The organism is Enterobacter sp. 03-F-07-AD-ECC (genome assembly GCF_047530935.1).
GTDB classification, from domain to species: domain Bacteria; phylum Pseudomonadota; class Gammaproteobacteria; order Enterobacterales; family Enterobacteriaceae; genus Enterobacter; species Enterobacter cloacae.
Map to the genome: position 1 here is coordinate 138,266 of NZ_JBLKBZ010000005.1, position 19,060 is coordinate 157,325.

Here is a 19,060-nt window from a genome sequence, read left to right on the forward strand (position 1 = left end):
GATGTGGGTAATCGCATAGTGCGTTTTGTTAAACTGAGGTTAAAAGAAAATTATGATGCGAATCGCGCTCTTCCTGCTCACCAACCTGGCGGTAATGGTGGTATTCGGGCTGGTGCTAAGCCTGACAGGAATTCAGTCGAGTAGCGTTCAGGGTCTGTTGATTATGGCGCTGCTGTTTGGTTTTGGTGGCTCTTTTATTTCACTTCTGATGTCGAAGTGGATGGCGCTGAAATCGGTAGGTGGTGAGGTCATTGAACAGCCGCGCAACGATATGGAGCAGTGGCTGATGAATACGGTGGCGCAGCAAGCTAAGCAGGCGGGGATCGCCATGCCGCAGGTTGCCATTTACCATGCGCCGGACATCAATGCCTTTGCTACGGGTGCCCGTCGCGATGCGTCGCTGGTTGCCGTAAGTACCGGGCTGCTGCAGAACATGAGCCGTGACGAAGCCGAAGCGGTTATCGCGCACGAAATCAGCCATATTGCGAACGGTGACATGGTAACCATGACGCTGATTCAGGGCGTGGTGAACACCTTTGTGATCTTTATTTCCCGTATTCTGGCGCAGATCGCCGCTGGCTTTATGGGTGGAAACCGCGATGAAGGTGAAGAGAGCAACGGTAACCCGCTGATCTACTTCGCGGTATCAATGGTTCTGGAACTGGTGTTCGGCATTCTGGCCAGCATCATCACCATGTGGTTCTCCCGTCACCGTGAATTCCATGCGGATGCCGGCTCTGCGAAACTGGTTGGTCGTGAGAAGATGATTGCTGCCCTGCAGCGTCTGAAAACCAGCTACGAGCCGCAGGAAGCAAACAGCATGATGGCATTCTGCATCAACGGTAAATCAAAATCGTTGAGCGAGCTGTTTATGTCTCACCCGCCGCTGGATAAACGTATTGAAGCGCTGCGCAGTGGGGAATACCTGAAGTAACGCTGAAGATGCAGTCTGAGCCGGGCGGAGGTAACTCCGCCCGGCTTTTTTTACGCCTGTACGCTGGGCTGCGTGACGCGCAGGCCGCTGACGATCGCGGCAAGTGTGGCAAGTGCGCCTGCGGTGAGGAGCGCAAGGTGATTACCATTCTGCCCGGCAAGGTTGAACATCAGGGCGACCAGTGCCGCACCGGTGCTTTGCCCCAGCAGGCGCGCGGTACCCAACATGCCACTGGCTCCTCCACTGCGGTGGCGCGGTGCGGAGGTGATAATGGTGTGGTTGTTCGGCGACTGGAACAGGCCAAAACCGGCACCGCAGAGGATCATGCGCCAGATAATATCCAGATCCGTAGGTTGCGAGGGAAGCAGCGCCAGCGCAAACAGACCCGCCGCCATGACTGCCAGCCCCAGCGCGCCCAGTAATCCGGCATGCACTCGCTCTATGAGATAACCTGCCAGCGGTGCCATCACCATCGTTGCCAGCGGCCATGGGGTCAGCAGCAGTCCAGTCTCCACTTCCGAACGTCCTATTACGCTCTGCAGGAAAAAGGGCAGAGAGACGAGGGCGAGCATCTGGGCGCAGAACGAACAGATGGAGGTGCATATTGAGAGCGAAAAAAGCGGAATACGCAGCAGATCCACCGGCAGTAACGGCACAGGTAAAGCGAGCTGACGGCGAACAAAGAAGTAGCCAATGATCAGCAGAGCAGCAACCTCTGCGACGGTCAGCAGGAGTGATTGACCCTGCGCAAAGCCGCTCAGGGCCGTAATCAACAGGCCAAAGGTCAGCGCATTCATCACCGCACTGGCGATATCAAAACGAGGCATGGTGCTTTTGGGGCCGTTCCCCGGCAGATAGCGCAGGGCAAAGAAAATGGCCACCATACCCAGCGGCACATTGATGGCGAACAACCATTGCCATGAGGCGACAGACAGTATAGCCGCCGCAATGGTGGGCCCGGCGGCCGAGGATACCGCCACAATAAAGGAGTTTATTCCCATTCCGCGCCCTAAATGGCGCTGAGGATAAATTAAGCGAATCAACGCGGTATTAACGCTCATCAACGCCGCGCCGCCAAAACCCTGCGCAATGCGGGCCAGCGTCAGCATATGCAGCGAATCAGAGAGGGCGCAGAACAGGGAGGTTAAGGTAAACACAACCAGACCGCACTGATACACCCGCCGGTAGCCGAACATATCACCCAGAAACGAGAACGAGAGCAGTGAGATCACGATCGCTATCTGATAAGCGTTAACAATCCAGATTGAGCTGGCGGGTGAGGCATGCAGATCGCTGGCAATGGTAGGCAGGGCAACATTGGCAATCGCGCCGTCGAGTACGGCCATTGAAATACCGATGATAATCGTAGCGATAGCGCCATACCGCTGGGGTAAAGGCAGGCCATCGGACAGTTTTTTTTCCATGTGGGATGAATAGCTCAGTGTGAAATTATTCTCAGGGTAACTATTTTAGCACTGTTACAACCGCTTTATGTCGCAGATTTGTAACGAAGTAAACGCGGATTGATTGCAGCAGGCATGACGGGAATTTATAATAAAAACCGGTTCTGATTTTTATAAAACACTCTCTATGAGGTGATGAATGGCAATTGCAGATTTGGATAAACAACCCGATTCTGTTTCTTCCGTGCTGAAGGTGTTTGGCATCCTGCAGGCGCTCGGAGAAGAGCGTGAAATTGGTATTACAGAATTGTCGCAGCGTGTGATGATGTCGAAAAGCACCGTTTATCGCTTTTTGCAAACCATGAAGTCACTGGGGTATGTCGCGCAGGAAGGCGAGTCTGAAAAATATTCTCTGACGCTGAAACTGTTCGAATTAGGTGCCCGTGCGCTGCAAAACGTTGACCTGGTGCGTAGTGCAGATATCCAGATGCGTGAGCTCTCTCGTCTGACCAAAGAAACCATTCACCTGGGTGCTCTGGATGAAGACAGCATTGTTTACATCCATAAAATTGACTCTATGTATAACCTGCGCATGTACTCTCGCATCGGGCGTCGCAATCCGTTATACAGCACGGCTATCGGCAAAGTTCTGCTGGCCTGGCGCGACCGTGAAGAAGTGAAGCAGATTCTGGATGGGGTGGAGTACAAACGCAGTACCCAGCGTACCATCACCAGTACGGACGAACTGCTGACGGTGCTTGATAAGGTACGTGAGCAGGGCTATGGCGAAGATAACGAAGAGCAGGAAGAAGGGCTGCGCTGCATTGGTGTGCCGGTATTTGACCGCTTTGGTGTGGTGATTGCGGGCTTGAGTATCTCCTTCCCGACGCTGCGCTTCTCAGAAGAGCGTCTGCATGAGTATGTTGCTATTCTTCATACCGCCGCGCGTAAGATTTCTGAGCAGATGGGCTATAACGCGTATCCGTTTTAACCCCTCTCAGCATAAAAAAACGCCGCAGACATTGCGGCGTTTTTTATCGGTCGTAAAAAAGGGTAATTAACCGTTATCAATGACGACGGAAGTTTTACGCAGGACCGGGCAGTTGGTTAACCCGATGATCCCGCTATCAGAATGCAGGTACTGGGCGGTGCTCATTCCCTGGGCGGTCAGGTATTTACACTGGATACCTAATCCAGCTGCGTTTTCGGTGCTCCCCACAAGCACGCCATATCCGGTTAATAAAAGGCCAATCCATACTACGGCCAGTGCAATAATTGTTCGAATGATTAAATGCATCATTGCCTCTTTATCTTTGTTGTCATGCCTCAAGACTAAACGGTTTACTCTATGAAACAAGTGCATGATTCTGAAAAGGGCTTACAGGCGTTACAGTTAGTCCTTGTTTAAGATAACCGTGATAACCTGTATGCAACAGGTGTTAAGACGGAGTGTGGAGTGAAAAAAATACGCTGGGTAATTCTGGTTATCGTGCTGATTGCATGCGTGGTGTTGTGGACGCAGACGATCAATGTGATGTGCGATCAGGATGTACAGTTTTTTAGCGGCGTTTGCGCAATCAATAAGTTTATTCCGTGGTAACAGGCATTTTTTCTTCAGGTGATTTCCTTCCTTCGCGCCAGTGGTAAAATGCGTGTTTTTATTGAGGTGGTGAAATGGGTGAGTTACTGAATTCAGGGCTGCTGAATATGGCATCCCTGATGGTTTCTGTCGTTGTTTTGCTGGTGGGACTTGTCATCTGGTTTTTCGTGAACCGTGCGAGCTCCCGGACGAACGAGCAGATCGAACTGCTGGAAGCGCTGCTCGATCAGCAAAAGCGTCAGAATGCGCTGTTACGCCGTCTGTGTGAGGCCAACGAACCGGAAGAGAAAGAGACGGCGAAAGAGGCTGCTGCGGAAGAGAGCGACGACAAAGACGACTTTATCCGTCTGGTGGCAGAGCGTTAATCTTTCTGACCTGGGAGGTGGTTGTGGTCTGGAAAAATCCCTGGTATGACGCCTCCCTGAAGCATCACACACCGAACGGTTTTCAGAATACCTGTCCCGTTGGGCATCAGCCCGGCGACCTTGAGCGCTGGCGTAAAGCGCGTAAAGAAGCCGGTTTGCCCAAACCTCCTGCGCTCGGTTATGACGACTTTATCCGCCAGTGGTGGCAGCCCGTGTCGCTTAATCAACCTCATGAAGATGGGGTATGGTGGCTGGGGCATGCGAGTATGCTGCTGCAAATGGACGGCAATACTCTTCTCACCGACCCGGTGTTTTCCCGACGCGCCTCTCCCGTACCGTTCCTGGGCCCCCTGCGCAGAACGCCTCCCGCTCTCTCAGTGGAACAACTCACGCAGCTTGATGCAGTGGTTATCTCCCACAATCATTACGATCACCTTGATGACGCGACCGTTCGCCGTATCCTGAAGCGCTTTCCCGATGTCAGTTTCTTCGTGCCGTTAGGACTTGCACAGTGGTTTCGCCGCCGGGGAGCAAGGCGCATCGTTGAGCTCGACTGGTGGCAGAGTATCACCTGGCAGGGGATAACCCTGACCGCCGTTCCGGCACAGCACTGGAGCATGCGAACATTCTGGAACCGCAATCGCTCTCTGTGGTGTGGCTGGGTCTTTGAGGGACGACACCGCCGTTTCTGGTTTAGCGGCGATACGGGCTACTCTCCGGAGCTGCTTTTGATCCCGGAACGATTGGGCAAAATCGACGCCGCCGCGTTGCCCATTGGCGCCTATGCACCAAGATGGTTCATGGCGGTACACCATATGGATCCGCAATCTGCCGTCGCATTGTGGCAGCAACTGGGAAGTCCCTTAGCCTTTCCCATTCACTGGGGCGTGTTTGAACTGGCGGATGAATCACTTGATGAACCTGTCAGAGAGTTAACTGACGCGCTTGTTAATTTAGCACCGGTTAATAATTCCTTCAGGATACTGAAAATTGGTGAATATTTATCCTTGTAAGCGAAGCGATGATTTGTTGCATATATTCTGCTATTAAAGCCACTATCTAATGTTTTATTTTTATCGAAACGTTTTGCTTGCCTTCTTTTGAGGCAGAGTCATAAAAATTTCATTATTTTGGTGCATAACGTTTTTATTATCTGGTGATTTTTAACACAGTTTGGCCGGGCTTATTAGCTGTGTATTTTCTTTGTAACAATACAGTTGCGTTACAATGATTTGAGCATAACTTTTCACAAAATGTTCTAAATCAATCACTGTTTCCGGCTTTCTTTCGTAGGTTGCTGGACGCATTGTAATGATTGAGCTATGTTAAAAAAGTCTTTGATTACAGCGGGTGTGAAAGCAACGTTGAGTCTGTATAAGGACGAGGACTGGTTTGTATGCGGTAAGCATAAATGTGCAAATCCTTACAGGCTGTGTTCGAATTTGTGCGGCGGATCGAGACATGTTTAAAAATGGCTTGCCATATTAAACATAGTGTGTGATAACACGTTTTGGGTCAAACGAGGTACAGTTCTGTTTATGTGTGGCATTTTCAGTAAAGAAGTCCTGAGTAAACACGTTGTCGTTGAATACCGCTTCTCTGCCGAACCTTATATTAGTGCCTCAAGCAGTAATGTCTCAGTTTTATCTCAGTCAATGCCTGCGGGCTAAGAAAACACTCTAAGGAATTTTGCAAATGGCAAAGATTAAAGGTCAAGTTAAGTGGTTCAACGAGTCTAAAGGTTTTGGTTTCATTACTCCTGCTGACGGCAGCAAAGACGTGTTCGTACACTTCTCTGCAATCCAGGGTAACGGCTTCAAAACTCTGGCTGAAGGCCAGAACGTTGAGTTCGAAATTCAGGACGGCCAGAAAGGCCCAGCTGCAGTTAACGTAACTGCTATCTGATCGAACCGCTGCTGACTGAAGCGCGTAGCACTTCAATCTCAGACATAAAGCCTCGCAAACGCGGGGCTTTTTTATATGCCTTATCTTTCAAAATATTACCATCCCTGTCTCTGTTAGTAACTTGTTGCAAAGCTACGAGATTATTAGCACTGTTTTCCCCCCTCCACAGCGGCTTTTCCCGTTAAATCAGGGCGTTGTTCAACAGCCCTGGGGTTCAGGTGAAGAAGAAAATGATACCGAGTGCCGGCAGTTTCACCCCGGCACGTTTTGCTCTGCTCTGTTTTGCTATTTTTTGCAGCCTGGCATTTTTACTGGGACGCGTTGCCTGGCTGCAGATTATTAAACCTGACAATCTGGTAAAACAGGAAGATATGCGATCGCTGCGTGAGGTGGCGATTGATGCACCGCGTGGCATGATCATGGATCGTGAAGGCCGTCCGCTGGCGGTGAGTGTGCCCGTCAGGGCCGTCTGGGCCGACCCCAAAACGGTGCTGGCAAAAGGTGGGGTTGGGTTTGATGACCGCTGGCAGGCGCTGGCCAGTGCGCTGCATCTCTCCCTTAGCACGCTGGCATCTCGCATTAACAGTAATCCGCAGGGACGCTTCATTTACCTTGCCCGTCAGGTGGATCCTGCTCAGGCGCAGTGGATCGATAAACTCAATTTGCCGGGCATCAACCTGCGCGATGAGTCCCGGCGTTTTTATCCGGCAGGCCATGTGGCCGCAAACCTTATCGGTTTTACCAATATTGATGGCCAGGGGATTGAAGGCGTAGAGAAGAGCTTCAACGCGCAGCTGATGGGGAAGGCCGGGGTCCGGCAGGTGAGGGAGGACCGCTATGGACGCGTGGTGGAAAACCTGACCGAAGTGGCGCCCGTTCCTGCGCATAATATCCAGTTGAGCATTGACGAGCGTCTGCAAACCATCACCGAGGACGCGCTTGATAATGCGGTTGCCTGGAATAAAGCCGAGTCGGGTGCATCGGTCCTGATCAATATCCCCACAGGGGAAATACTCGCCATGGCGAGCTATCCCTATTTCAACCCAAACAACCGTGAAGGTGCAACGTTAAACGATTTTCGTAATCGTGCCATTAGCGATACCTTCGAACCCGGCTCCACCGTTAAGCCGCTGGTTCTGATGACGGCATTGCAGCAGGGGCTGGTGCAACCGGACAGCGTCATTGATACCCATCCGTATACTCTTGACGGTCACCGTATCCGTGATGTGGGTTACTATCCGGAACTGACGATGACCGGGATCCTGCAAAAATCGAGCGACACCGGTGTTTCCCGTCTCTCTCTGGCGATGCCCATCCAGCATCTTATCGATACCTACCGGAACTTTGGCTTTGGCACCAATACCGGGCTGGGCTTAACGGGCGAAAGCTCAGGATTACTGCCGCAGCGTAAATTCTGGAGTCAACTCGACAGGGCAACCTTTGCCTTCGGCTACGGCCTGATGGTGACGCCCCTTCAGCTGGCCCATGTCTACGCCACCATTGGCGGGTATGGGCTTGAGCGCCCGCTCTCGATCACCCGTATCGACCCGCCGGTGATAGGCCACAGAGTCATGCCAGAAAAGATTGCCCATGAAGTGGAACACATGATGGAAAGCGTGGCGCTTCCGGGCGGTGGAGGAGTGAAGGCCGCGGTACGGGATTACCGGGTGGCGGTCAAAACCGGTACGGCGAAAAAGATTGATGACAGTGGCAAGTACGTCGATAAGTATGTCGCCTATACCGCAGGCGTTGCGCCTGCCAGCGACCCGCGTTTTGCGCTGGTGGTGGTCATAAACGATCCGCAGAACGGTGCCTATTATGGTGGTGCCGTTTCAGCGCCAGTTTTCAGTGAGATCATGGGGAATGTGCTGCGCCTGGAGAACGTGAAACCGGATGGCTTGCCGGCTGATTCCGGCCACCTTATCGTCATGCGTTAACCCTGGCGTTTTATAACGGGGCGAATAGCGGTACACTTCGCCCTTTGATTTATGCCCCGGAGTTGTCATGCCCTTCAGTTGCCCCCTTTGTCACGCGCGCCTGACGCGTTCTGAGAAAAGTTATGCGTGTCCGCAGGGACATCAGTTTGATATGGCGAAAGAGGGGTATGTGAATCTTCTGCCGGTACAGCATAAACGCTCCCGCGATCCGGGCGACAGCGCAGAGATGATGCAGGCGCGACGTGCCTTTCTGGATGCCGGACATTACAAGCCGCTAAGGGAGAGTGTCGCGCAGCTGCTGGACCACACGCTGACGCAGAGTGCCTCCGCTCTGCTGGATATCGGCTGTGGTGAAGGGTATTACACCGCAAGGTTTGCCGAGATTGCCGCCGGGAAGGGCGCGCAGACGACGGGTCTGGACGTGTCGAAAGCGGCGATTCGCGCAGCGGCAAAACGCTACGCGGGGGTGATGTTCTGCGTGGCCTCAAGCCACCGGCTGCCGTTTGAAGATGCCAGCATGGATGCCGTTGTGCGTATTTATGCTCCCTGTAAGGCAGAAGAGCTGGCCCGGGTGGTGAAACCCGGCGGGTGGTTGATAACCGTCACGCCTGGACCACGTCATCTGATGGAGCTGAAAGGGCTGATTTATGACGAGGTTCGCCTGCATGCTCCCCATTCAGAACAACTGGCTGGTTTTGTGCTCAGGCAGGAAGAAACCGTAGCGTATGAGATGGATCTGACAGGGGATGAAGCCGTGGCGTTACTGCAAATGACGCCGTTTGCCTGGCGGGCAAAACCGGCTGTCCGGGAGACGCTGGCTGCACAGGCCACGTTTCGCTGCCAGACGGATTTCAGCATCCACTGCTGGCAGCGCGAAGGTTAACCCGCGAAGTGTGCCCAGAGTATCTGGGCACCAATACCGATTAACACGATCCCGCCCAGGATCTCGGCTCGCTTACCCAGCAGCGGGCCGATAAAACGGCCAACCATCATGCCCAGGGTGGACATAATCAGTGTGGCGCAACCAATGGCCAGCGCGGTGGCAATGATATTCACCTGCAGGAAGGCCAGACCAACACCGACGGCCATCGCGTCAAGGCTGGTGGCAATTGCGGTGGTGACCAGCAGCCAGAAACCGTGGCGGTGCTGAGGCTCTTCATCTTCATCGCTGTTGCCACGGAATCCTTCAATCACCATTCGTCCGCCGAGAAACACCAGCAGCACAAACGCAATCCAGTGGTTCCACTCCAGTACAAACTGGCTGGCCAGCATACCCAGGCCCCAGCCGATAAGCGGCGTCAGGGTTTCGATAGCACCGAAAATCAGACCTGTGCGCAGCGCTTCAGAAAATTTTGGTTTATGGAGTGTGGCACCTTTTCCGATGGAAGCAGCAAAAGCATCCATGGACATGCCGAAAGCGAGAAGAATGGTGGCGGAGATGTTCATACAAGCGTCCAGACCGGGAGATATCCATATGACACATCACTGCCCCCAGTAAACAGCAGTTGATGTATCTATGGTCTCGCCTGACCGTCGCACAATGATGTGCAGAAAACGATCCGTACGCGCCACGTTTTTCAACGAGTATGTTGACACGTACATTTCCTGAGTACAGGAAATTAGCTACTCCCCAACGACGGGCGCAACCTTAACATATTTTGAGAATATAAAACAACAACAGCGGGGTATTATTTTATTATCTTGTTGATAACGATTTTCATTTAGATTTATTCGTAAAAATAGCGTTAAAAAATAGGAAGGATAAAAAGAATGGAATATAGCTATGGCTATATTTCGTGAGCAACGTTAACACGGAATATAGCCGATGCTATAAATATAACTTATTGAGTTTTAATGAGTAATTTGTATATCTTTTCCAGGTCATCTATATTTTTGACCCGAATGAGCAGGCGGCGCTGTTCTAATTGCATCACCAGCACCCCGTCTTCAGATAAATTCATCTCTTTAATGCGGTTATATTCTATCCAGACATTGGCAAAGAAGAACCCGTGTTTTTTAAAAATGAGTTTTGGCGAACGGATCCAGAACAGGTAAATCGCCATTAATGCCAGCGCACATAATAACCATGTGGTTAATATTGCACCATGGCTGGTCACGTTATTGTAAATCAGGATGACCACCAGACCGGCGAAGATAAACGCATCAATGCGTCCACGGCGTAAGAGGGGAAGGGTCAGCAGCGTCTCGCCGTGGCGGCGAGGCATTATGAACTCGTCATAGATCGCGTAAGCCAGAAGGGCAACAATAAACAAAACCAGTACGGTGTCCGTGACAGTCATTCATCCTCCAGATAAAAAAACCGGGGGCAAGCCCCCGGCGTATAACATAAAGCTTTACAGGCCCAACAGACCAACAGCGTAGCCCGCGATACCGATGACGAAGAAGCCAACGATGATCCACAGCGGGTTCACTTTCTTACGCAGCAGCCACATACAGGCGAAGGTCAACAGCAGCGGCACCAGGCCAGGCATCAGCTGGTCAAGGATGGTCTGCACGGTGGTCACACGGGTTTGCCCATCCTGTCCGGTGATGGTTGAAACCACCAGCGGGATGTTCACGTGCGTCCACTTGTTAACCAGCGCCCCCATCACAAACAGGCCGAGGATTGACGCCCCCTCTGTCAGTTTTTGCAGGAAGCCGCCGCCCATATCTTTAACGATATCCACCCCTTTACGGTAACCGTACGTCACGCCGTAGTAACGGGTCAGCAGACGCACCGCATTGAACAGGATGAAAAACAGCAGTGGACCGAGCAGGCTGCCGCTCATCGCGATACCCGCGCCCAGCGCTGCAAAGACCGGACGAACGGTACCCCAGAAGATCGGGTCACCTACGCCTGCCAGCGGACCCATCAGACCGACTTTAATACCGTTGATGGCACCATCGTCGATCTCTGCGCCGTTTGCACGCTGCTCTTCCATCGCCAGGGTAACGCCCAGTACCGGTGCCGCTACGTAAGGATGGGTGTTAAAGAATTCCAGGTGACGCTTAATCGCCTGGCGACGTGCTTCGTTGTTCTCCGGGTAGAGGCGTTTGATCGCCGGTACCATGGAGAAGCAGAAGCCCAGGGCCTGCATACGTTCGAAGTTCCATGAACCCTGAAACAGGTTAGAACGGATGAACACGCCACGAATATCACCCGGAGTGAGTTTCTTCTCAGGGGTAGTTTTAGTCATATCAACCATTTCGCTCACCTGTTAGTCCAGTTCGTTATCGAGATCGTTATTACCAGCAGCCTGCGCTGGGGCACCCGCAACGCGGTTATATTTCGGGCTGAGCTGGATGTAGAGAATTGCCATTACCGCACCAATCACACCCAGAGCAACCAGGTTGAAGTTGGTGAACGCCGCGGTTACGAAGCCCAGGTAGAAGAATGGCATCAGGTAGCCTGCGCGCATCATGTTGATGACCATCGCATAACCAACCACCACGATCATACCACCGGCGATGTTCAGACCGCTGGTCACCACTTCAGGGATGGCGTTGAGCATGCCCTGAACTTCGCTGGTGCCTACGGAGATAGCGACGATAACGGCCGGAATAGCGATACGCATCGCCTGCAGGAACAGGGACGAGACGTGGATCCAGGAGAGCGCCGTGAGGTTGCCGTTTTCGGCCGCCTTATCCGCCGCGTGCTGGAAAGCCACGGTGATAGTACGAACGATAATGGTCAGTACCTGGCCTGCGGCGGCCAGCGGAATTGCCAGAGCGATACCGGCACCGATGCTTTGATGACCGGCAATGACCAACACGGTTGAAATAATGGACGCCAGCGCGGCATCGGGCGCAACCGCCGCACCGATGTTCATCCAGCCAAGGGCGATCATTTCCAGGGTACCACCGATGATGATACCGGTTTTCATATCACCGAGAACGGCGCCAATCAACGTACAGGCCACCAGAGGGCGGTGGAACTGAAATTCATCAAGTACGGATTCCATACCCGCAATACACGCGACGATGAACACCAGCACAATCTGAAGAGTGGTAATCTCCATTGTACTTCTCCTATTGCATAATCTTTATGTGAAAAACCGGCGCGGGCTTATTTCCCAACTTTGCCGATCAAATCCATCATTTTCAGTTTCGGGTCCGTGGAAACCTTACGGGCTTCCAGTTCAATACCGCGAGCATTCAACTTGTTAAATGCCTCGATATCTTTCGCATCGACTGAAATCGCGTTGTTGACCTGCGTTTTGCCCTGACGGAAAGCCATACCACCAATGTTCACGGAGGTGATTTTCACGCCGCCTTCAACAATGCGCTCGACGTCTGTCGGGTTAGTGAACAGAAGCATCACACGTTCACCGGCATATTTCGGGTTGTTATAGACGCGGATCATCTTGGCGACATCCACCACGTGCGCGGTAACGCCCGGAGGAGCAACCTGGGTGAGGAGGGTTTTACGCACCGTGTCGGCGGCCACTTCGTCGCTGACCACGATAATACGTTGAACGTTGGTCTCTTTGGTCCAGCGCGTTGCCACCTGGCCGTGAATTAAACGGTCATCGATGCGCGCAAGGCCAATCACCATATAATCGTTCGGGCCCATCGGTTTTGCGGGGGCAGCGGCTTTCGGTGCCGCGGCAGCCGCCGGTGCGGGTTTCTCAACCGGCTGTGCCTTCAGCGCTTTCACGCCTTCGCGACCGGTTTCGACCGCCAGGGCAACCAGCTCATCAAAAGCCGGGTTGTCGTCGCGTGCCATGAAGGTTTCCACCAGCATCGGGATATTGACCCCGGCGACAACTTCATAGTGCTCTTTATCGACGACAATGCGGCTGGCAGCGTTGAACGGGCTGCCGCCCCATGTATCAACGAGAAACAGCACGCCTTTGCTGGTATCCAGCTTCGACAGTTGAGCCGTGTATTTCTCAATCAGCGTCTCGGCGTTTTCACCGGGAACGAAATCGATCCAGCCGACGTTTTCCTGCTCGCCCAACAGCATCTCTGCTGTTTTGAGTAGCTGCTCTGCAGCCCAACCATGTGTGCCTATGACAATAGCAATGGTCACTTGCTACCTCCTTTTATTATCATTAATACCTCTGCCAGGCAGACGTACTGAGAATCGTATTGGCGAACCGAATCGATTCAGATAAGGGTTAGAGTTAAAAAAGCTCAGACTTACGCGAATTATTTTAGATAGTGAAAAAATAATTTATGTGATGAAGATCCGTAATTTAGGTTTCGAAAATCAGAAATTACTCAACACAAATTCTGCCTTTTCACGTTTTTGCAAAGGAACGTAAATCTTTGCTAAAAACGTAATGTCTCTGATATGTTTAGCCTCCGTTTAATTGATCAGGAGTATAGGGCTACAGCCCACTATATGGACCGTCACCGACGTCAGTCATCTATCAGGCCACTTCGCGCCTTTTTCACCGGCGATCCTCGCCACGTATCGACTCTGTTTACCGCTGTTTTGCCCACATTGAGTGGGGCACCGTTTCGTCATTCCTTTAGCAGGAGCTTGTCATGGAATTCTTAATGGACCCGTCAATCTGGGTGGGATTGCTCACGCTGGTGGTGCTGGAGATCGTTCTCGGCATTGATAACCTGGTGTTTATTGCCATCCTCGCGGACAAACTGCCGCCAAAACAGCGTGATAAAGCGCGTCTGATCGGCCTCTCGCTGGCGCTGGTTATGCGTCTGGCGCTGCTGTCCGTGATCTCATGGATGGTCACCCTGACAAAACCGCTCTTTACCGTCATGGATTTCACCTTCTCTGGCCGCGATTTGATCATGCTGCTCGGGGGGATATTCCTGCTCTTTAAAGCAACGACAGAACTGCACGAGCGGCTGGAGAACCGTCAGCACGACGATGGTCATGGCAAAGGCTATGCCAGCTTCTGGGTTGTGGTGCTGCAGATCGTGGTGCTGGATGCTGTCTTCTCGCTTGATGCGGTGATCACAGCGGTGGGTATGGTGAACCATCTCCCGGTGATGATGGCGGCGGTGGTTATCGCCATGGCAGTTATGCTGCTGGCGTCTAAACCGCTGACCCGCTTTGTGAACCAACATCCGACGGTCGTGGTGCTGTGTCTGAGCTTCCTGCTGATGATCGGTCTGAGCCTCGTTGCGGAAGGTTTCGGTTTCCATATTCCGAAAGGTTATCTGTATGCCGCGATTGGCTTCTCGATCCTGATCGAACTGTTTAACCAGATTGCACGCCGTAACTTTATTAAGCAGCAGTCCAATCAGCCGCTGCGTGCCCGCACCGCGGATGCCATCCTGCGCCTGATGGGCGGTCGCCGTCAGGTGAATGTGCAGAGTGACACCGAGAACCGTAACCCGGTTCCGGTGCCGGAAGGGGCATTTGTGGAAGAAGAGCGTTATATGATTAACGGCGTTCTCTCCCTGGCCTCCCGTTCGCTGCGCGGCATCATGACCCCGCGCGGCGAGATCAGCTGGGTAGATTCCCGGTTGAGCGTTGATGAAATTCGTCAGCAGCTGCTCTCTTCACCGCACAGCCTGTTCCCGGTGTGTCGTGGTGAGCTGGATGAGATCATCGGTGTCGTGCGTGCCAAAGAGATGCTGGTCGCGCTGGAAGAGGGCGTTGACGTCGAAGCCATCGCCGCCGCCTCCCCGGCTATCGTGGTACCGGAAACGCTGGACCCCATCAACCTGCTTGGCGTTCTGCGCCGTGCCCGCGGCAGCTTCGTGATTGTTACCAACGAGTTTGGTGTGGTGCAGGGGCTGGTCACGCCGCTGGACGTGCTTGAAGCCATTGCCGGTGAGTTCCCGGATGAGGACGAAACACCGGAAATCGTGGCCGATGGTGAAGGCTGGCTGGTGAAAGGTACCACTGACCTGCACGCGCTTTCGCATACGCTGGGGCTGGAAAACGTGGTCAACGATGAAGAAGACATTGCCACTGTGGCCGGTCTGGTCATCGCCGTGAACGGGCAGATCCCGCGCGTGGGGGATGTGATCGAACTGCCCCCGCTGAGCATTACCATTGTTGAAGCCAACGACTATCGCGTTGATATGGTGCGTATTGTTAAAGAGCAATCCGTGCACGACGAAGATGAGTAACGCTTCTTAACGCAACGGCATTAAGGGCACGATGTGCCCGTTATGATGCGCTGGCGGAGGTGAACTCTCCGCCAGCCATTGTGGAAAATCCCGCAGCGGCATCGGCCGCGCATAGAAATACCCCTGCAGAGTATGAACACCGTGTCGGCGTAAGTAGCGCGCCTGCTCCTCCGTTTCGACCCCTTCCGCAACCAGCTCAATATTCAGCCGCTGACCCAGCGCAATAATGATATCTGTCACCGTTGAGTTCACGGCATCGGTTCCAATGGCGGTGGTAAAGGACTGGTCGATTTTCAGTACGTCAGGATGAAGCTTTTCAAGCCAGGAGAGCGAACTGTTCCCGGTACCAAAATCGTCGATAGCCAGTTTGACCCCTTTGCGATGCAGCTCGCGCACGATGCGATAATCTGCATCGACCAGCGCGTCACGCTCGGTGAGTTCGATAACCAGCCGCTGGCTCGGGTTTGCGCTGAACCAGTAGCGGTTCAAATCCTGAAGTAGCACGGCGTGACGGAAGTGGCTGGCCGCCACGTTAATACCGATGTGAAAGCCCGGGTGGGAGGGGAAGTAGCCTATCTGGCGTACCGTCTCGGCAATCACGTAGCGGGTCAGGGGAACAATCAGGTTATGTTCTTCTGCCAGGGGGATGAACACTTCCGGGGAGATCCAACCCTGACGCGGGTTGTTCCAGCGCAGAAGAATTTCCACGCCGATACACTCCTGCGTACGGGCATTCACAAGCGGCTGACAGAACAGCTCAAATTCCCGCGCCGCAATCCCCATATCGATCTCCCACGTGAAGCTCATCCGGTTTGCTGTGGCCAGCCAGGCCAGATACCCCAGAACCAGGCTCAGCATTAACCCCAGCGGCAGCTGTGCCGGCAGGCTTTTAAGTGCCAGCGCGCCAGGACCCGGCCCACTGACCGTGATGGTAAATGGAAAGCGTGTAGAGACTTCCTCTATTCGCGAGTCAGCCTCATTAAACTTCAGCGCGTCGGTAATACCTTGACCGTAGCGTAAAGAGCGATCTCCCACGGTTAACGCCACGTCAGTGATAAGCGGGCGGGGCGGCTCAAGGATCATTCTGGTGATGAGATCGATATTGATCACCTCCATCACCCCCTCTTCACCGCGTTGTGACGTCGGGTGCCACTGGATAAGAATAGGGCTGCCTTTAAGCAGCCACTTATCGGTCGATAAAATCAGTTTTGGCAGACCTGACGGCAGTTCGGGAAATAATTCATGAACCGGGACGGCGCGACTGCCAAAAATACTGGAGCAGTAGAGGATCCCCTCTTTAATCAGGGTAATCGAGCGGACGGTCTGTAAAATGGCGGCCTGCTTACGCAGAGTCAGATGCGCCTGCGGGCACGGCTGGCCGACAAGACCCAACAACTCCGGTCGGCGGTTATCCAGAGAAAGCAGGACGTTTTCAAGTGAGCGAACGGTATGGCTGGCGAAATCGACAATGCGTTGTTGATTAACATTGCGCTGTGAAATAAATCGAATGCCCAACGTCAGGATGAGCGTAAGGAGCGCAACCGTCACGCAGACGATAACGCGTTTTCGGCGATAGTTTTTAATGATCGTTTGTGCGGTTTGCATGAACGGTCGCCTGATACACCTCCAGCCCCAAAAGCCAGACGCAACAGTGAAAGTGTAGTGGGGAAAGTGAAAGGCGACGAGAATCAGAAGGAAATTTCGCCCATCCGTTGCAGATGGGCGAGGGGAGGTATTAGTCGCACTGTACCTTAATGGCCAGACCACCACGGGAAGTCTCACGGTACTTCGCGTTCATGTCTTTACCGGTTTCGTACATGGTCTCAATAACTTTATCCAGCGACACGCGAGGCTCGCTGGTACGGCGCATTGCCATACGGGAGGCGTTAATCGCTTTCACCGACGCAATGGCGTTACGCTCAATGCACGGTACCTGCACCTGCCCGGCAACCGGGTCACAGGTCAGGCCCAGGTTATGTTCCATACCGATCTCCGCCGCCACGCAAACCTGCTCAGGGCTTGCGCCCAGCAGTTCAGCCAGACCAGCGGCCGCCATGGAACAGGCCACACCCACTTCACCCTGGCATCCTACTTCAGCGCCAGAGATAGAAGCGTTCATTTTGTACAGCGCACCGATGGCACCTGCCGCCAGGAAGTAACGGATGTAGATATCTGGCGTAACAGGTTCAATAAAGTGATCGTAATAAGCCAGCACCGCCGGAACAATACCGCACGCACCGTTGGTGGGCGCCGTCACCACGCGGCCACCGGCAGCGTTTTCTTCGTTAACCGCCAGAGCGAACATATTCACCCAGTCGACCACGTTCATCGGGTCGTTGGAGAATTTATCGGTGGTCACCAGCATGCGGCGCAGGGCAGAGGCACGACGCGGTACCCGCAGCGGACCCGGCAGCACGCCTTCGGTGTTCATCCCGCGATCGATACAGGCGCGCATGGTCTGCCATACGTTTGCAAAATAGTCTTCGATCTCTTTTTTGCTGTGCAGTGCCAGTTCGTTCTGCATCACCATGCCGGACAGCGACAGGCCGGTCTCTTTGCAATAACCCAACATCTCGGTGGCCGATTTGAACGGATACGGCACGTTGACGTCGCCGGTGCTCTCTTTACCGAAATGCTCTTCATCCACGATGAATCCACCGCCGATGGAGTAGTACGTTTTGCTGTAAATCTCTTTTTCGCCATTCCATGCATGGATGGTCATGCCGTTTTCATGCAGCGGCAGGTTGTCGCTACGAAAACGCATCCCGTCATCCTGCGGGAAATCCACTTCGTGCTGGCCGTTAGCCAGCAGCAGACGACCGCGCGCTTCCACGTCACGGATGAATGCCGGGATGGCATCAATATCTACAGTGTCCGGCATATTGCCCGCCAGACCCATAATAATGGCGATATCGGTGTGGTGGCCTTTACCCGTTAATGACAGTGAGCCGTAGACATCCACGGCGACACGGGTAACGCTTTCCAGTAATCCTTTTTCGACCAGATCATCGACGAACTGTTTACCGGCCTTCATCGGCCCAACAGTATGGGAAGACGAAGGGCCAATTCCCACTTTGAACATGTCGAATATACTAATCACTTTCACACTCCTGACAGGGTTACCGGGGTTCCAGTAACGATGTTATAACTGCGCATAGTGTAAGAGGGAACATCGACCTCGGCTTAACTATTCACATGAATTAAACTAATGGTTAACGATGGTTTTGCTAATAGCGCGACGCCGATCGCAAACCTGACAAAAGAGGGTGGAATGTAAAGTATAGTCAAGGCTTCAGGCCGATTTGCAGAGCCAGTTCACGAATGATGCCCGCCGTCATGCCCCAGACAAAATAATGCTGATACCAGGACAACCAGACCCGATGATCGTGCCCACGGCGCTGAATATCCAGCGGGTGATAGCGACTGAGGCGAAGGGCTTCTTCTAGTGGCATTTCAAACACCGCAGACACCTCATCAACACTGGCGTGATACTGAAGGCCGGGCGGGATAATGCCCACCACCGGCGTCACCTGGAAACCGGTCACGCTGTCCACCGGCGGGAGGACGCCGACAATCTCGACGGCCTCCGGTGGGATAGCCACCTCTTCCTGCGCTTCACGCAGCGCCGCGGCAATCAGCGAGGCATCGCTGCTGTCTACCGCGCCGCCGGGGAAAGCGACCTGACCGGCATGTTTGCGTAAATGAGGGGAGCGCTGGGTCAGCAGCAAACCGGGCTGCTCACGACGCACCACGGGGATCAGCACCGCCGCCTGACGTTGATTAAGCGCTTCGCGGCTCACCTGTGGCCGCAAAAGCTGAAAGCGCGACAGAAAATCATCCAGCGTCAGGTTCTCTCTCTCCAC

At 53.4% G+C, this 19,060-nt stretch carries 20 protein-coding genes and 1 pseudogene; 11 read left to right on the forward strand and 10 right to left on the reverse strand.

Annotation, left to right across the window (positions count from 1 at the left end; translation table 11 throughout):
- Positions 1-52 precede the first annotated feature (52 nt).
- Positions 53-934 carry a protease HtpX gene (gene htpX / locus ACMWKA_RS10050; protein WP_013096120.1) on the forward strand — a complete coding sequence of 294 codons (882 nt, stop codon included), beginning with the start codon at positions 53-55 and terminating at the stop codon, positions 932-934.
- A gap of 50 nt (positions 935-984) precedes the next feature.
- On the opposite strand, the gene ACMWKA_RS10055 is transcribed toward htpX, so the two are convergent.
- Complete coding sequence (locus tag ACMWKA_RS10055; protein WP_058680167.1) at positions 985-2,358, reverse strand: MFS transporter; 1,374 nt, start codon at positions 2,356-2,358, stop codon at positions 985-987.
- Between the two features lie 178 nt (positions 2,359-2,536).
- On the opposite strand from ACMWKA_RS10055, the gene kdgR reads away from it, so the two are divergent.
- On the forward strand, positions 2,537-3,328 hold the full coding sequence (gene kdgR / locus ACMWKA_RS10060) for a DNA-binding transcriptional regulator KdgR (protein WP_013096122.1): 792 nt from the start codon (positions 2,537-2,539) through the stop codon (positions 3,326-3,328).
- A gap of 66 nt (positions 3,329-3,394) precedes the next feature.
- Here kdgR and ACMWKA_RS10065 read toward each other — a convergent pair whose 3' ends face one another.
- On the reverse strand, positions 3,395-3,634 hold the full coding sequence (locus ACMWKA_RS10065) for a YobH family protein (RefSeq protein ID WP_013096123.1): 240 nt from the start codon (positions 3,632-3,634) through the stop codon (positions 3,395-3,397).
- 159 nt (positions 3,635-3,793) lie between these two features.
- Here ACMWKA_RS10065 and mgrB point away from each other — a divergent pair, with 159 nt between their 5' ends.
- From mgrB to rlmA, 7 genes and pseudogenes are all read left to right on the forward strand, one after another.
- Entirely contained in the window at positions 3,794-3,937 is a 144-nt protein-coding gene (gene mgrB, locus ACMWKA_RS10070; protein ID WP_013096124.1) for a PhoP/PhoQ regulator MgrB, read from the forward strand.
- Between the two features lie 74 nt (positions 3,938-4,011).
- Positions 4,012-4,302, forward strand: coding sequence for a YebO family protein (locus tag ACMWKA_RS10075; protein WP_023620462.1), 291 nt, complete (start codon positions 4,012-4,014; stop codon positions 4,300-4,302).
- A 23-nt stretch (positions 4,303-4,325) separates the two neighbouring features.
- Positions 4,326-5,315, forward strand: a complete 990-nt coding sequence (locus ACMWKA_RS10080) for an MBL fold metallo-hydrolase (RefSeq protein ID WP_075203482.1) — start codon at positions 4,326-4,328, stop codon at positions 5,313-5,315.
- Positions 5,316-5,840: 525 nt separating this feature from the next.
- A pseudogene (locus ACMWKA_RS10085) lies at positions 5,841-5,985 on the forward strand (DUF2627 domain-containing protein).
- A gap of 12 nt (positions 5,986-5,997) precedes the next feature.
- Positions 5,998-6,207, forward strand: coding sequence for a transcription antiterminator/RNA stability regulator CspE (gene cspE, locus ACMWKA_RS10090; RefSeq protein ID WP_001062678.1), 210 nt, complete (start codon positions 5,998-6,000; stop codon positions 6,205-6,207).
- Between the two features lie 230 nt (positions 6,208-6,437).
- The gene (gene ftsI / locus ACMWKA_RS10095; protein WP_414760167.1) at positions 6,438-8,144 is read left to right on the forward strand and encodes a peptidoglycan glycosyltransferase FtsI; all 1,707 of its coding nucleotides are present in this window, start codon (positions 6,438-6,440) and stop codon (positions 8,142-8,144) included.
- Between the two features lie 67 nt (positions 8,145-8,211).
- Positions 8,212-9,027: a 23S rRNA (guanine(745)-N(1))-methyltransferase gene (rlmA, locus tag ACMWKA_RS10100; RefSeq protein ID WP_038419898.1), complete on the forward strand. Its 816-nt coding sequence runs from the start codon at positions 8,212-8,214 to the stop codon at positions 9,025-9,027.
- Here the strand turns inward: rlmA and mntP are convergent.
- The 5 genes from mntP to manX form a co-directional block, all read right to left on the reverse strand.
- Complete coding sequence (gene mntP / locus ACMWKA_RS10105; RefSeq protein ID WP_013096130.1) at positions 9,024-9,590, reverse strand: manganese efflux pump MntP; 567 nt, start codon at positions 9,588-9,590, stop codon at positions 9,024-9,026. The two genes, rlmA and mntP, sit on opposite strands and share 4 nt — an antisense overlap.
- A 395-nt stretch (positions 9,591-9,985) precedes the next feature.
- Positions 9,986-10,444 (reverse strand): DUF986 family protein, encoded by a 459-nt coding sequence (locus ACMWKA_RS10110; RefSeq protein ID WP_013096131.1) that lies wholly within the window; start codon positions 10,442-10,444, stop codon positions 9,986-9,988.
- Positions 10,445-10,498: 54 nt separating this feature from the next.
- Positions 10,499-11,350 (reverse strand): PTS mannose transporter subunit IID, encoded by an 852-nt coding sequence (locus ACMWKA_RS10115; protein ID WP_414760168.1) that lies wholly within the window; start codon positions 11,348-11,350, stop codon positions 10,499-10,501.
- A 12-nt stretch (positions 11,351-11,362) separates the two neighbouring features.
- On the reverse strand, positions 11,363-12,163 hold the full coding sequence (gene manY / locus ACMWKA_RS10120; RefSeq protein ID WP_003859914.1) for a PTS mannose transporter subunit IIC: 801 nt from the start codon (positions 12,161-12,163) through the stop codon (positions 11,363-11,365).
- 47 nt (positions 12,164-12,210) lie between these two features.
- Positions 12,211-13,176 (reverse strand): PTS mannose transporter subunit IIAB, encoded by a 966-nt coding sequence (gene manX / locus ACMWKA_RS10125; RefSeq protein WP_038419895.1) that lies wholly within the window; start codon positions 13,174-13,176, stop codon positions 12,211-12,213.
- A 315-nt stretch (positions 13,177-13,491) separates the two neighbouring features.
- On the opposite strand from manX, the gene ACMWKA_RS10130 reads away from it, so the two are divergent.
- Positions 13,492-13,650, forward strand: coding sequence for a protein YoaL (locus ACMWKA_RS10130; RefSeq protein WP_372588456.1), 159 nt, complete (start codon positions 13,492-13,494; stop codon positions 13,648-13,650).
- The gene (gene yoaE, locus ACMWKA_RS10135) at positions 13,638-15,197 is read left to right on the forward strand and encodes a CNNM family cation transport protein YoaE (protein WP_013096133.1); all 1,560 of its coding nucleotides are present in this window, start codon (positions 13,638-13,640) and stop codon (positions 15,195-15,197) included. Before ACMWKA_RS10130 ends, yoaE begins: the two co-directional genes overlap by 13 nt.
- A gap of 6 nt (positions 15,198-15,203) precedes the next feature.
- Here the strand turns inward: yoaE and ACMWKA_RS10140 are convergent, their stop codons facing one another.
- From ACMWKA_RS10140 to ACMWKA_RS10150, 3 genes are all read right to left on the reverse strand, one after another.
- Positions 15,204-16,802: an EAL domain-containing protein gene (locus ACMWKA_RS10140; protein ID WP_020690838.1), complete on the reverse strand. Its 1,599-nt coding sequence runs from the start codon at positions 16,800-16,802 to the stop codon at positions 15,204-15,206.
- Between the two features lie 130 nt (positions 16,803-16,932).
- Positions 16,933-18,297, reverse strand: coding sequence for an L-serine ammonia-lyase (gene sdaA / locus ACMWKA_RS10145; protein ID WP_038419892.1), 1,365 nt, complete (start codon positions 18,295-18,297; stop codon positions 16,933-16,935).
- 184 nt (positions 18,298-18,481) lie between these two features.
- A complete protein-coding gene (locus ACMWKA_RS10150; RefSeq protein ID WP_013096136.1) occupies positions 18,482-19,060 on the reverse strand; it encodes a CoA pyrophosphatase in 579 nt (192 codons plus the stop codon).

Bases quoted from the DNA above. Each gene is read 5' to 3' on its own strand.
- htpX (WP_013096120.1), top strand. From the start codon at position 53: ATGATGCGAATCGCGCTCTTCCTGCTCACCAACCTGGCGGTAATGGTG.
- ACMWKA_RS10055 (WP_058680167.1), bottom strand. From the start codon at position 2,358: ATGGAAAAAAAACTGTCCGATGGCCTGCCTTTACCCCAGCGGTATGGC.
- kdgR (WP_013096122.1), top strand. From the start codon at position 2,537: ATGGCAATTGCAGATTTGGATAAACAACCCGATTCTGTTTCTTCCGTG.
- ACMWKA_RS10065 (WP_013096123.1), bottom strand. From the start codon at position 3,634: ATGCATTTAATCATTCGAACAATTATTGCACTGGCCGTAGTATGGATT.
- ACMWKA_RS10075 (WP_023620462.1), top strand. From the start codon at position 4,012: ATGGGTGAGTTACTGAATTCAGGGCTGCTGAATATGGCATCCCTGATG.
- cspE (WP_001062678.1), top strand. From the start codon at position 5,998: ATGGCAAAGATTAAAGGTCAAGTTAAGTGGTTCAACGAGTCTAAAGGT.
- ftsI (WP_414760167.1), top strand. From the start codon at position 6,438: ATGATACCGAGTGCCGGCAGTTTCACCCCGGCACGTTTTGCTCTGCTC.
- rlmA (WP_038419898.1), top strand. From the start codon at position 8,212: ATGCCCTTCAGTTGCCCCCTTTGTCACGCGCGCCTGACGCGTTCTGAG.
- mntP (WP_013096130.1), bottom strand. From the start codon at position 9,590: ATGAACATCTCCGCCACCATTCTTCTCGCTTTCGGCATGTCCATGGAT.
- ACMWKA_RS10110 (WP_013096131.1), bottom strand. From the start codon at position 10,444: ATGACTGTCACGGACACCGTACTGGTTTTGTTTATTGTTGCCCTTCTG.
- ACMWKA_RS10115 (WP_414760168.1), bottom strand. From the start codon at position 11,350: ATGGTTGATATGACTAAAACTACCCCTGAGAAGAAACTCACTCCGGGT.
- manY (WP_003859914.1), bottom strand. From the start codon at position 12,163: ATGGAGATTACCACTCTTCAGATTGTGCTGGTGTTCATCGTCGCGTGT.
- ACMWKA_RS10130 (WP_372588456.1), top strand. From the start codon at position 13,492: ATGGACCGTCACCGACGTCAGTCATCTATCAGGCCACTTCGCGCCTTT.
- yoaE (WP_013096133.1), top strand. From the start codon at position 13,638: ATGGAATTCTTAATGGACCCGTCAATCTGGGTGGGATTGCTCACGCTG.
- ACMWKA_RS10140 (WP_020690838.1), bottom strand. From the start codon at position 16,802: ATGCAAACCGCACAAACGATCATTAAAAACTATCGCCGAAAACGCGTT.